The organism is Escherichia sp. E2661 (genome assembly GCF_004745185.1).
In the GTDB taxonomy this organism is placed as follows: Bacteria; Pseudomonadota; Gammaproteobacteria; order Enterobacterales; family Enterobacteriaceae; genus Escherichia.
Window position 1 is genome coordinate 292,979 of record NZ_PDIG01000037.1, and the last position, 12,679, is coordinate 305,657.

Sequence of the window (12,679 nt, forward strand, 5' to 3'; positions counted from 1 at the left end):
GGGATAAATGAAAAATTCAAAAGCAATATTACAAGTACCTGGCACCATGAAAATTATTGCTGCAGATATACCCGTACCCAAAGAAGATGAAGTGCTGATTAAAGTGGAATATGTCGGTATTTGCGGTTCAGATGTACATGGTTTTGAATCAGGGCCGTTTATTCCACCTAAAGACCCAAATCAGGAAATTGGCCTGGGCCATGAATGTGCGGGGACGATTGTGGCTGTGGGAAGCCTCGTGCGTAAATTTAAACCAGGGGATCGGGTAAATATCGAACCTGGCGTTCCTTGTGGCCACTGCCGTTACTGCCTGGAAGGCAAATACAACATTTGCCCGGATGTCGATTTTATGGCGACGCAACCGAACTACCGTGGTGCATTAACGCACTATCTGTGTCATCCGGCGAGCTTTACTTACAAACTGCCCGACAACATGGACATGATGGAAGGGGCGCTGGTGGAGCCTGCGGCGGTCGGGATGCACGCCGCCATGCTGGCAGATGTTAAACCTGGCAAAAAGATTGTCATTCTGGGCGCGGGATGTATTGGTTTAATGACTTTGCAAGCGTGCAAGTGCCTCGGGGCAACGGAAATTGCCGTGGTCGATGTGCTGGAAAAACGTCTGGCAATGGCGGAACAGCTTGGTGCGGCAATGGTCATCAATGGCGCTAAACAAGACACTATTGCGTGCTGTCAGCAATTTACCGAAGACATGGGTGCAGATATTGTTTTTGAAACAGCGGGTTCTGCGGTAACGGTAAAACAAGCTCCCTATCTGGTGATGCGCGGTGGAAAAATTATGATTGTCGGCACAGTACCCGGCGATTCGGCCATCAACTTTCTCAAAATCAATCGGGAAGTCACCATCCAGACGGTTTTCCGCTATGCCAACCGTTATCCGGTCACGATTGAAGCTATTTCATCAGGGCGATTCGATGTGAAATCGATGGTAACGCATATTTACGATTACCAGGATGTACAACAGGCATTTGAAGAGTCGGTTAACAACAAACGCGACATTATTAAAGGCGTTATTAAACTTAGCGATTAATTACTACGGGAGAACGGAATATGCTAGCAGATATCAGATTTTGGGAAAACGATGCCACCAATAAACATTATGCAATTGCCCATTTTAACGTATGGAATGCTGAAATGTTAATGGGTGTTATCGACGCAGCAGAAGAAGCAAAATCACCGGTTATTATTTCCTTTGGTACGGGATTTGTCGGAAATACCTCATTCGAAGATTTCTCGCATATGATGGTATCGATGGCACAAAAAGCAACGGTACCGGTAATTACCCACTGGGATCATGGCCGGAGTATGGAAATTATCCATAACGCCTGGAGTCATGGAATGAACTCCTTAATGCGCGATGCATCCGCGTTTGATTTCGAAGAAAATATTCGTTTAACCAAAGAGGCTGTTGATTTCTTCCATCCGCTGGGTATTCCGGTAGAGGCGGAATTAGGGCATGTCGGTAATGAAACCGTTTATGAGGAAGCGCTGGCGGGCTATCACTATACCGATCCTGACCAGGCCGCAGAATTTGTTGAACGCACGGGCTGTGACTCATTGGCTGTCGCCATTGGCAACCAGCATGGGGTTTATACGTCAGAGCCACAATTGAACTTTGAGGTCGTCAAACGCGTGCGCGATGCCGTTTCTGTTCCGCTGGTTTTACATGGCGCATCGGGGATCAGTGATGCTGACATTAAAACTGCAATTTCGTTGGGTATCGCGAAAATCAACATTCATACGGAACTGTGTCAGGCCGCAATGGTGGCAGTGAAAGAAAACCAGGATCAGCCTTTCCTGCATTTAGAGCGTGAAGTGCGTAAAGCCGTAAAAGAACGGGCATTGGAAAAAATTAAACTGTTTGGTTCTGATGGCAAAGCGGAATGATGATATGGATAATCTCGATGTTATTTGTATAGGTGCCGCTATTGTTGATATTCCATTACAACCGGTCAGTAAAAATATCTTTGATGTGGATTCTTATCCTCTTGAAAGAATCGCAATGACCACCGGGGGCGATGCAATAAATGAAGCAACAATTATTTCTCGTCTGGGGCATCGTACCGCATTAATGAGCCGCATTGGTAAAGATGCCGCAGGGCAATTTATTCTCGACCATTGTCGCAAAGAGAATATTGATATTCAAAGCCTGAAACAGGATGTCAGCATAGATACCTCTATTAACGTTGGACTGGTGACGGAGGATGGCGAGCGGACGTTTGTCACGAACCGTAACGGCAGTCTGTGGAAATTGAATATTGACGATGTTGATTTTGCGCGGTTTCCTCAGGCGAAATTATTATCACTGGCCAGTATTTTCAACAGTCCTCTATTGGATGGTAAAGCGCTAACAGAAATTTTTACGCAAGCGAAAGCCCGGCAGATGATCATTTGTGCCGATATGATCAAACCGCGGTTGAATGAAACGCTGGATGATATTTGCGAAGCATTGAGTTATGTCGATTATCTGTTTCCAAATTTTGCCGAGGCAAAATTACTCACAGGGAAAGATACGTTGGATGAAATTGCTGACTGCTTTCTTGAGTGCGGTGTAAAAACGGTAGTAATTAAGACGGGTAAAAACGGCTGTTATATCAAGCGTGGTGAAATGACGATGACGGTACCAGCAGTAGCGGGAATTACGGCCATCGACACCATTGGCGCGGGCGATAACTTTGCTTCAGGTTTTATTGCGGCACTGCTGGAAGGTAAAGAGCTGCGTGAATGCGCGCGCTTTGCCAATGCAACGGCAGCTATATCGGTACTGAGTGTTGGTGCCACCACCGGTGTGAAAAACAGAAAGCTGGTCGAACAATTGCTGGAAGAATATGAAGGGTAATGAAGGCAAATGAAAATGATACCTTTAGGCACAACGGATATAACGCTTTCTCGGATGGGGTTGGGGACATGGGCCATTGGCGGTGGCCCTGCATGGAATGGCGATCTCGATCGGCAAATTTGTATTGATACAATTATTGAAGCTCATCGTTGCGGTATTAACCTGATTGATACTGCGCCAGGATATAACTTTGGCAATAGTGAAGTTATTGTCGGGCAGGCGTTAAAACAATTGCCTCGCGAACAAATTGTCGTCGAAACGAAATGCGGTATTGTCTGGGAACGAGAAGGCAGTTTATTCAACAAAGTCGGCGTTCGTCAGTTGTACAAAAACCTCTCTCCTGAATCTATCCGCGAAGAAGTCGATGCCAGCTTGCAACGTCTCGGCATTGACTACATCGATATTTACATGACGCACTGGCAGTCGGTGCCGCCTTGTTTTACGCCGATTGCAGAAACCGTAGCAGTACTTAATGAACTGAAGGCTGAGGGGAAGATTCGTTCGATAGGCGCTGCTAATGTCGAAGCTGACCATATACGCGAATATCTGCGATATGGTGAGCTGGATATTATTCAGGCGAAATATAGCATCCTCGATCGGGCAATGGAAAACGAACTGCTGCCGCTATGTCAGGATAACGGCATTGTGGTTCAGGTCTATTCACCGTTAGAACAGGGACTGCTGACAGGTACCATCACTCGCGATTATATTCCGGGCGGAGCACGGGCAAATAAAGTTTGGTTCCAGCGTGAAAATATGCTCAAAGTGATTGATATGCTTGAACAGTGGCGGCCACTTTGTGCGCGTTATCAGTGCACAATTCCTACTCTGGCGCTGGCGTGGATATTAAAACAGAGTGATTTAATCTCCATTCTTAGTGGAGCAACCGCGCCGGAACAGGTACGCGAAAACGTGGCGGCACTGAATATCAACTTATCGGATGCTGATGCAATATTGATGAGGGGAATGGCAGAGGCCCTGGGGCGTTAACTACTCCACACGATCCACCTCTGTTTCTTTGAAAACTGTGATGAAAATCTGTGATTCAAACAGGTTATTTTGAAAGTAAACATCGCTTATGCGATAATCGCGCTAATGTGATGTAAAAGAGACAGGGGTGTAATCGTGGCGGCAAAAGACAGGATTCAGGCAATTAAACAGATGGTTGCCAACGATAAAAAAGTAACGGTTTCGAATTTGAGCTCGATTTTTCAGGTAACCGAAGAAACCATTCGCCGCGATCTTGAGAAGCTGGAAGATGAAGGTTTTTTGACCAGAACTTATGGTGGCGCTGTTTTAAATACAGCGATGCTGACGGAAAATATTCATTTTTATAAGCGCGCTTCGTCGTTTTATGAAGAGAAGCAGCTTATTGCTCGCAAAGCATTACCCTTTATCGACAATAAAACGACGATGGCAGCCGATTCCAGTAGTACCGTTATGGAATTGCTCAAATTGTTACAGGACCGTAGTGACCTGACGTTGCTGACAAACTCGGCGGAAGCCATTCATGTTCTGGCTCAGTCAGAAATTAAAGTTGTTTCAACCGGTGGGGAACTAAACAAAAATACACTTTCTCTGCAAGGGCGAATTACTAAAGAGATCATCAGTCGTTATCACGTCGATATTATGGTGATGAGTTGTAAAGGTCTTGATATTAACAGTGGCGCGCTGGATTCGAACGAAGCTGAAGCTGAAATCAAAAAGACAATGATCCGCCAGGCGGCAGAAGTCGCGTTATTAGTCGATCACTCCAAGTTTGATCGCAAAGCTTTTGTCCAGTTAGCTGACTTTAGTCATATTAATTACATAATAACTGATAAATCACCGGGTGCAGAATGGGAAGAATTTTGCAAAGACAATAATATCCAGCTGGTGTGGTAGCTTAAACACACGTTGTCAATGTTATTTGTTCCAGCGCCTGTGAAATAAAATGATGATAAAAATGCGGCAAGTAAATTTGCCGCAATTGCTACCTTTTTTAGCAAAATTCGAGGCACCAAATGGAACAATATGATCAAATTGGCGCAAGACTGGACCGCTTGCCTTTGGCCCGGTTTCATTATCGTATATTTGGCATTATAAGTTTTAGTCTGTTATTAACGGGCTTTTTGAGTTACTCCGGTAATGTCGTCTTAGCAAAGCTGGTAAGCAATGGATGGTCAAATAATTTCCTCAATGCTGCTTTTACGTCGGCATTGATGTTTGGTTATTTCATCGGTTCGCTTGCCGGTGGATTCATTGGTGATTACTGTGGACGGCGCCGGGCATTCCGCATAAACCTTCTGATTGTCGGTATTGCGGCGACAGGCGCTTCTTTCGTCCCTGATATGTACTGGCTCATCTTCTTTCGCTTCCTGATGGGGACAGGAATGGGGGCGTTGATTATGGTTGGCTATGCTTCATTTACTGAGTTTATTCCCGCTCTGGTTCGTGGAAAATGGTCCGCGCGACTCTCATTTGTCGGCAACTGGTCGCCCATGTTGTCAGCGGCGATTGGCGTTGTCGTTATCGCTTTCTTCAGTTGGCGCATAATGTTTCTACTGGGCGGCGTTGGGATAATATTAGCATGGTTACTTTCTGGTAAATATTTTATTGAGTCGCCTCGTTGGCTGGCGGGTATTGGACAATTAACGGGAGCAGAAAGGCAACTTCGTGAAGTAGAGCAGCAAATCGAAAAAGAGAAGGGTATTCATCTACCACCACTTGCTTTGAGGCAAAGCGAAAGTCGGAGTCATGAAATCAGTGGTACTTTTTGGTTGCTATTTAAAGGCGAGATGTTGCGGCGCACGTTAGTCGCGATTACGGTTTTAATTGCGATGAATATTTCACTTTATACCATCACCGTATGGATACCGACCATATTTGTTAACTCTGGTATTGATGTTGATAAATCGATATTAATGACCGCTGTTATTATGATTGGTGCTCCGGTGGGAATATTCATTGCTGCGTTAGTTATTGATCACTTTCCTCGCCGATTATTTGGCTCGTCTTTGCTTATAATTATTGCTGTGTTGGGATATATATATTCGATACAAACTACAGAATGGGCTATTTTAGGCTATGGCCTGGTGATGATCTTCTTTCTTTATATGTATGTTTGTTTCGCGTCTGCGGTGTATATCCCGGAACTTTGGCCAACCCATTTACGCCTGCGCGGCTCGGGATTTGTTAATGCAGTAGGACGAATCGTCGCGGTCTTCACTCCTTATGGCGTCGCGGCGTTATTAACACATTATGGTTCGATAACGGTCTTTATGGTGCTTGGTGTCATGTTGGTGTTATGTGCGCTGGTCCTCTCCATTTTTGGCATCGAAACGCGGAAGGTGTCGCTGGAACGAATTTCTGGTGTGAATTGAATCTTCGCTGATTGTGTCAATTGCCAGATGCAACGCTGGTGTGTTTATCTGGCCTACGATGTAATTAAGGAATTGTAGGCCAGAGATGGATCTGACTAATTTTATCCCTGCGTCTCTTCCCAGTCTGCCAGCGTGTACAATGTTGCCCCGGCAACTGACATCTCCATAAACGCGTGCGCACTGTCCTGCGGCTGGATATTCACGCCACGACAGCCATCGGTAATCACGTTCACCTTATAACCTAACTGTAATGCGTCCAGGACGGTAAACTTCACGCAATAGTCCGTAGCCAGCCCCATAACGATCAATTCATTGATTTCATGGTCGCGCAACCAACCATCGAGCTCGGTTTTCTGCCGCCGCCCGTTATCAAAAAAGGCACTGTAACTGTCAACTAAAGGATTTTCGCCTTTATGAAACACGGCATCAATCGACTTTTGCGCCAGCAGAGGGTGCAACGCCGCACCTTCGCTGTGTTGCACACAGTGATCGGGCCAGAAGGTTTGCGGTAGGCCATCGAGCTGACCCTGTGTATAAGGCTCTACACCTTGCTGGCTGGCGAAGCTGCCGTGATTGGCCGGATGCCAGTCCTGACTAGCGACGACCGCTTCACCGCGCGCTTTGCACCAGCTTATCAGGGCATTAGCAACATCAACCGTGCTATCGCCTTCGGCAACAGCCAGCGCACCGCCAGCGCAGAAATCATTTTGTAAATCGACCAGTAACAGAGCGCGTTGGGGCATTACAGTCTCCTTAATCATCCGGCGTCAGTTCGCCGCGTAGGTTTTGGCTCATGGCCCTGCGAATGGTTTCGGTATCCAGTCCCTGGCTGAGCAGGTAGTGCAGTTTGGTTAGCGTGGCTTCTACGGTCATATCCGCACCGCCAATAACACCGGCATGGGCGAGGGCGTTACCGGTGGCATAACCGCCCATATTCACTTTACCGGACATGCATTGTGTCAGGTTAACCACCACAATTCCGCGATCGCTGGCTTCTTGTAATTCTTGCAGGAATGCTTTGTTTTGCGGCGCATTACCCACGCCATAAGAGCGCAGAATCAACGCCTTAACCGGTTGACGCAGGAAGTTACGTACGACGTCAGCAGAAATCCCTGGATAAATCGTCACTACGCCGATCGGCTGTGGTGTAATCGGATGAACGATCAGCTCACCAGTGCCGTGTGGGGCGGGCGGTGTATTTAAACGGCGAATATGAATACCCGCTTCCAGTAACGGCGGAAGATTTGGTGACGCGAAGGCATCAAAACCATCGGCATGGGCTTTGGTGGTGCGGTTGCCGCGATACAGGCGATTATTAAAAAAGAGTGTGACTTCGTTGATGGGATAGTTCGCCGCAACGTACAACGCATTCAGCAAATTGATTTGTCCGTCAGAGCGTAACTCGGCTAATGGGATTTGTGACCCTGTCACAATAACCGGTTTTCCGAGGTTCTCCAGCATGAACGACAGCGCAGAGGCGGTATACGCCATCGTGTCGGTGCCGTGCAGAATGACAAAACCATCGTACTCGTCATAGTGCGCTTTAATATCTTCAGCAATATGCTGCCAGTCCTCTGGCGTCATATCAGAAGAATCCATCAGCGGCGTGTATTCATGAATGGTGAAATCCGGCATCTCTGGGCGATGGAATTCCGGCATCAGCGCCAGCTGGCGTTGTAGATGGCCCGACACCGGAATATATCCCTGCTCGGAACGCTGCATCCCGATGGTCCCGCCCGTGTAGGCAACGTAAATTGATTTCTTTTGCATGATATTGATATGAATGATACCGAAAGAGCAAAAGTATATACGTGAGGGGCAGCGAGCGCACCTGGATACTCTGTGGATATGAGAAAAGTCCGGCGGAACAGAGGGATTAGCGTTCCGCCGGAGAAAAATGGTTAATCCTGCAACGCATAGGTTACGGTCGTGACTACACGCACCGTTTTGTTAATCGCCGAGGGATCATCTTCGTCACTGCCACTGGCGAAAATCTGGAACACGCCTTGTGACGCATCGCTAATGGACCCCACCTGACTACCTGAATCCGTCGCAAACTGTAATGCTGCGTTACGTGCGTCTTTCGTTGCGGCAGCAATCATCTCCGCGCGAACTGCGCCAATACCATTAAAGCGGTAGGCGATTTTGCTATCAGCGATCGCGCCATCTGTGGCGATTTGCAGGTCGTTTAATTTAGCGACGATTTTTTCGACGGCAGCAACGTTATGCGTTTTTATCGTAACAGACCCGTCAGCGTTATAGCGTGGCATCGTCGGATCATCTTTGAGGTAAAAGGCATCCGTTCGCTTACTTGTCCATTGACCCACGTTGATCTCTTTATCGTTAATCCCCTGAGCGTGGAATTCGGCAACAATCTTTTTCTGCGCATCTTCAAGTTTCGGGAACAGTTCGCCAGGAACATTACCCTTAAAGTTGATAGCAATTGTTAATTCAGCCGTATCTGCGCGAACTTCTTTTTCTGAAAGCCCCCGCACGTTCACATAACGGTTGTTGGTTTTTAGATGTTTAACACCATCGCCAACAAAATAACCACAGGCGCTGATCCCCAGTCCGAGGACAATAGCGGCAATTAAAGAGGGTGCCTTATTCACTGATGACTCCATATCAGATGCTAAATGAGCAAGGGAATGTAGTGGAGAGAGGGAGTGAAAGACAGTCCGGTTCAGGAGCGTGGCCGACAGCATATCGGCCACATATTTGCAGGAATTAACGCACGTTGGCGCAGGTCAGGCAAAACGCGTAACGATTTTGCGGATCGTTAAAGGCTGCCAGCTTGTCGCTTTCGCTTTTAACGGTTGAAGCGACCGAGGCCAGCGGCGCAGGCAGCATGGTCTGGAGCGTATCTGGCAGCATCGCCCGTACTGAACCTGACATGTTGTCCATCACCTTGTCGAAGAAGGTCGGTTCATCGACGTAATATTCCAGATGCCATTGTTTCAGTTTTGCCAGTTCAGCCGCTTTGGCAACTGCATCATCGAAATCACCGAGACTATCGACCAGCCCATTCGCTTTTGCATCCTGACCGGTCCAGACATGGCCCTGGGCGATTTTATCAATCTGCTCTGGCGTCGAATTACGCGAATCAGCAACCAGCGTGATAAAGCGTTTATAGCCGTTCTCAATGCTCAATTGCATCATCTGCTGCGCTTCTGGCGGCAGTGATTTAGTGATGGAAACATCCGCCAGTGGCGATGTAGAAACGCCATCGGTATGTACACCAATCGAATCGAGACTGTTTTCTACCGTGGTGATCACGCCGAAGATACCGATAGAACCGGTCAGGGTGCTCGGGTTAGCCACAATGTAATTGGCCGGCGTGGAGATCCAGTAACCACCGGATGCCGCCATACCGCCCATTGACACAACCACAGGCTTGCCAGCGGCTCTGGCGGCTGCCAGTTCAGAGCGAATCACTTCAGAAGCCGTTACGCTTCCGCCAGGGCTGTTTACGCGCAGAACGATCGCTTTCACTTTCGGATCAAGGCGAGCGTCACGGATTTGTGCCGCAGTCGTATCGCCGCCAACATTCCCCTGAGTTTCTTCGCCATCCATAATCGCGCCATTAGCGAAGACGACACCGATGCTATCGCCGGTATCAGCCGGAGTTTTCAGTGCGTAATCGTAATAACTGATGGCGCGATAATTTTTATCAGCCTTGCTCCAGCCAAACTCTTTGGTCAGGGCTTTTTCAATTTCGGCATTCGTTGCCAGCGCGTCGACCAGTTTGTTGTCCAGCGCGTACTTCGCAGTATCGCCACCCGTTTTGGTTAAGCCTGCAAGTAGCCCTTGCGCCCCAGGGAATACCTGCTGGGCAGGGATCTGGCGGTTAGCGGCAACGGTGTTGAGATAGTTTTGCCACAGTTCGCCAATCCAACGGCTATCGGCTTCGCGAGCCGCCGGGGACATATCATCACGAATAAACGGTTCAACGGCAGATTTATACGTACCCACGCGGAACACATGGGTGGAAACTTTCAGCTTATCCAGCAACGATTTGTAGTACAGACCGTTGGTGGCAAAACCGTGCAGATCAACCGCGCCTTGCGGGGACAGCCAAATTTTGTTGGCGAAACTTGCGAGATAATATTGCCCCTGGCTGTAGTTCTCGCCAATGGCATAAACCGGTTTACCGCTGTCACGAAACTCTTTCAGGGCTTTGCCGATGTACTGCATAGACGGTTGGTCGCCGCCCGCAAAATCTTTCAAATCCATCACGATACCGGTGATATTCCGGTCATCTTTAGCCTGGCGAATCGTGTTCACGATATCAAACAGTGAATTTTCCTGCAGACGATCGGAACTGGCGCCAAGCAGCTGGCGGCTTAACTTACTAAACCGCTGCGAACTGTCGGGCTTATCGACGATCACGCCTGAAATATCGAGCAGTAATGCGCCACGACCGGCGGTTTCTTTGGTATCGCTACTACTGACCTGCATCCAGATCCCCACGCCAACCAGCACGAGGAAAATAAAGAACAGGTTAAGTACCATTTCACGGACAAAATTGAGCAGACGCCACGTCCATTTAAAAAATCCGGCAATAAATCGCCAAAGGGTTCGCATGTATTCTCCCAGACTAAAGGTCACACCTGTTGCAGGTGCAATAGATGTGGTTATCGTAATGACCCAACCGGCACTTGTCAGCAGGAATCGCGGACTGTGCTGTAACAAAATCCACTCTCGTGTTAATTTTGTGAATAAACATCATGACAGGAGTTAATCAAATGGATGCACTCGAACTATTGATCAACCGCCGCAGCGCCTCACGTCTGGCTGAACCTGCTCCGACTGGCGAACAACTGCAAAATATCCTGCGTGCCGGAATGCGTGCACCGGACCATAAGTCCATGCAACCGTGGCATTTTTTTGTGATTGAAGGGGAAGGCCGCGAACGTTTCAGTACCGTGCTGCAACAGGGTGCAATTGCTGCGGGTAGTGATGATAAAGCTATCGACAAAGCCCGTAATGCCCCGTTCCGTGCGCCGCTCATCATCACCGTGGTGGCGAAATGTGAAGAAAATCATAAAGTCCCGCGTTGGGAGCAGGAGATGTCTGCGGGTTGCGCGGTTATGGCGATGCAAATGGCGGCGGTTGCCCAGGGCTTTGGCGGCATCTGGCGTAGTGGTGGGTTAACCGAAAGTCCGGTGGTGCGCGAGGCGTTCGGCTGTCGGGAGCAGGATAAAATTGTCGGCTTTCTCTATCTCGGCACGCCGCAATTGAAAGCGTCAACGTCGATTAACGTTCCGGATCCGACGCCGTTTGTGACTTATTTTTGATAATTTTCGCAAAACTGTCTGGATTATGAGCAAAGGCGCAGGAATTCAGACACTCTCACTTATCACTTCACGGAATGAAGGTTACCATACCCGGATTGCATTGACAGGAGATGTCCATGAGCGAGAACTCGATTCGTTTGACCCAATACAGCCACGGAGCAGGTTGCGGCTGTAAAATTTCCCCAAAAGTGTTGGAAACCATTCTGCACAGCGAGCAGGCGAAGTTTGTTGATCCGAATTTGCTCGTGGGAAACGAAACCCGCGACGATGCGGCAGTATACGATCTTGGTAATGGCACCAGTGTCATCAGCACCACCGATTTCTTTATGCCGATCGTTGATAATCCTTTCGATTTTGGCCGCATTGCGGCGACTAATGCTATCAGCGATATCTTCGCGATGGGCGGCAAACCGATTATGGCCATTGCGATCCTTGGCTGGCCGATTAACAAACTTTCCCCGGAAATTGCCCGCGAAGTGACCGAAGGTGGCCGCTATGCGTGCCGTCAGGCGGGTATTGCGCTGGCAGGCGGTCACTCCATCGACGCGCCGGAGCCGATTTTTGGTCTGGCGGTGACGGGGATCGTACCGACCGAGCGAGTGAAGAAAAACAGTACCGCACAAGCCGGATGCAAACTGTTCCTGACGAAACCGCTGGGAATTGGCGTTCTTACCACGGCTGAGAAAAAATCACTGCTCAAACCAGAGCATCAGGGGCTGGCGACGGAAGTGATGTGCCGGATGAATATCGCAGGTGCGTCATTTGCCAACATTGAAGGCGTAAAAGCGATGACCGACGTCACCGGTTTTGGTCTGCTGGGCCACTTGAGCGAAATGTGTCAGGGCGCAGGTGTGCAGGCGCGCGTTGACTATGAAGCGATCCCGAAACTGCCGGGCGTGGAAGAGTACATTAAACTGGGCGCTGTGCCGGGTGGCACCGAACGCAACTTTGCCAGCTACGGCCATTTGATGGGCGAAATGCCGCGTGAAGTTCGAGATCTGTTGTGCGATCCGCAAACTTCCGGTGGTCTGCTGCTGGCGGTTATGCCGGAAGCTGAAAATGAAGTCAAAGCTACCGCAGCCGAGTTTGGCATTGAACTGACGGCGATTGGCGAACTGGTGCCTGCGCGTGGCGGTCGTGCCATGGTTGAGATCCGTTAA

The 12,679-nt window shown here is 48.8% G+C and carries 12 protein-coding genes; 8 read left to right on the forward strand and 4 right to left on the reverse strand.

The genetic code is table 11. The features are described from left to right. Window positions 1-7 precede the first annotated feature (7 nt). The 6 genes from CRI63_RS20530 to CRI63_RS20555 all read left to right on the forward strand — a co-directional run bounded on the left by CRI63_RS20530 (window position 8) and on the right by CRI63_RS20555 (window position 6,222). Window positions 8-1,051 (forward strand): NAD(P)-dependent alcohol dehydrogenase, encoded by a 1,044-nt coding sequence (locus tag CRI63_RS20530; protein ID WP_135520587.1) that lies wholly within the window; start codon window positions 8-10, stop codon window positions 1,049-1,051. Between the two features lie 20 nt (window positions 1,052-1,071). Next, on the forward strand, window positions 1,072-1,908 hold the full coding sequence (locus CRI63_RS20535) for a ketose-bisphosphate aldolase (protein ID WP_135520589.1): 837 nt from the start codon (window positions 1,072-1,074) through the stop codon (window positions 1,906-1,908). 4 nt (window positions 1,909-1,912) lie between these two features. Further along, window positions 1,913-2,860: a sugar kinase gene (locus tag CRI63_RS20540; protein ID WP_130257695.1), complete on the forward strand. Its 948-nt coding sequence runs from the start codon at window positions 1,913-1,915 to the stop codon at window positions 2,858-2,860. A 9-nt stretch (window positions 2,861-2,869) separates the two neighbouring features. After that, complete coding sequence (gene ydjG / locus CRI63_RS20545) at window positions 2,870-3,850, forward strand: NADH-dependent methylglyoxal reductase (RefSeq protein ID WP_130257696.1); 981 nt, start codon at window positions 2,870-2,872, stop codon at window positions 3,848-3,850. A gap of 135 nt (window positions 3,851-3,985) precedes the next feature. Then, complete coding sequence (locus CRI63_RS20550) at window positions 3,986-4,744, forward strand: DeoR/GlpR family DNA-binding transcription regulator (protein WP_130218813.1); 759 nt, start codon at window positions 3,986-3,988, stop codon at window positions 4,742-4,744. A 119-nt stretch (window positions 4,745-4,863) separates the two neighbouring features. Continuing rightward, window positions 4,864-6,222, forward strand: coding sequence for an MFS transporter (locus CRI63_RS20555; RefSeq protein ID WP_135520591.1), 1,359 nt, complete (start codon window positions 4,864-4,866; stop codon window positions 6,220-6,222). Window positions 6,223-6,323: 101 nt separating this feature from the next. Here CRI63_RS20555 and pncA read toward each other — a convergent pair whose 3' ends face one another. From pncA to sppA, 4 genes are all read right to left on the reverse strand, one after another. Beyond that, the gene (pncA, locus tag CRI63_RS20560) at window positions 6,324-6,965 is read right to left on the reverse strand and encodes a bifunctional nicotinamidase/pyrazinamidase (RefSeq protein ID WP_135487682.1); all 642 of its coding nucleotides are present in this window, start codon (window positions 6,963-6,965) and stop codon (window positions 6,324-6,326) included. 10 nt (window positions 6,966-6,975) lie between these two features. Next, the gene (ansA, locus tag CRI63_RS20565) at window positions 6,976-7,992 is read right to left on the reverse strand and encodes an asparaginase (RefSeq protein ID WP_135520593.1); all 1,017 of its coding nucleotides are present in this window, start codon (window positions 7,990-7,992) and stop codon (window positions 6,976-6,978) included. Window positions 7,993-8,123: 131 nt separating this feature from the next. After that, complete coding sequence (locus CRI63_RS20570) at window positions 8,124-8,834, reverse strand: SIMPL domain-containing protein (protein WP_130218821.1); 711 nt, start codon at window positions 8,832-8,834, stop codon at window positions 8,124-8,126. Between the two features lie 115 nt (window positions 8,835-8,949). Continuing rightward, window positions 8,950-10,806, reverse strand: coding sequence for a signal peptide peptidase SppA (sppA, locus tag CRI63_RS20575; RefSeq protein ID WP_135520595.1), 1,857 nt, complete (start codon window positions 10,804-10,806; stop codon window positions 8,950-8,952). 161 nt (window positions 10,807-10,967) lie between these two features. Here sppA and CRI63_RS20580 point away from each other — a divergent pair, with 161 nt between their 5' ends. Both CRI63_RS20580 and selD read left to right on the forward strand, forming a co-directional pair. Further along, window positions 10,968-11,519, forward strand: a complete 552-nt coding sequence (locus CRI63_RS20580) for an NAD(P)H nitroreductase (protein ID WP_130218825.1) — start codon at window positions 10,968-10,970, stop codon at window positions 11,517-11,519. Between the two features lie 116 nt (window positions 11,520-11,635). Then, window positions 11,636-12,679, forward strand: coding sequence for a selenide, water dikinase SelD (gene selD, locus CRI63_RS20585; RefSeq protein WP_001295485.1), 1,044 nt, complete (start codon window positions 11,636-11,638; stop codon window positions 12,677-12,679).

What these genes read in the sequence shown, in the direction of transcription:
- CRI63_RS20530 (WP_135520587.1), top strand. Translation starts at nt 8, where the DNA reads ATGAAAAATTCAAAAGCAATATTACAAGTACCTGGCACCATGAAAATT.
- sppA (WP_135520595.1), bottom strand. Translation starts at nt 10,806, where the DNA reads ATGCGAACCCTTTGGCGATTTATTGCCGGATTTTTTAAATGGACGTGG.
- CRI63_RS20535 (WP_135520589.1), top strand. Translation starts at nt 1,072, where the DNA reads ATGCTAGCAGATATCAGATTTTGGGAAAACGATGCCACCAATAAACAT.
- CRI63_RS20555 (WP_135520591.1), top strand. Translation starts at nt 4,864, where the DNA reads ATGGAACAATATGATCAAATTGGCGCAAGACTGGACCGCTTGCCTTTG.
- ansA (WP_135520593.1), bottom strand. Translation starts at nt 7,992, where the DNA reads ATGCAAAAGAAATCAATTTACGTTGCCTACACGGGCGGGACCATCGGG.
- ydjG (WP_130257696.1), top strand. Translation starts at nt 2,870, where the DNA reads ATGAAAATGATACCTTTAGGCACAACGGATATAACGCTTTCTCGGATG.
- selD (WP_001295485.1), top strand. Translation starts at nt 11,636, where the DNA reads ATGAGCGAGAACTCGATTCGTTTGACCCAATACAGCCACGGAGCAGGT.
- CRI63_RS20540 (WP_130257695.1), top strand. Translation starts at nt 1,913, where the DNA reads ATGGATAATCTCGATGTTATTTGTATAGGTGCCGCTATTGTTGATATT.
- pncA (WP_135487682.1), bottom strand. Translation starts at nt 6,965, where the DNA reads ATGCCCCAACGCGCTCTGTTACTGGTCGATTTACAAAATGATTTCTGC.
- CRI63_RS20580 (WP_130218825.1), top strand. Translation starts at nt 10,968, where the DNA reads ATGGATGCACTCGAACTATTGATCAACCGCCGCAGCGCCTCACGTCTG.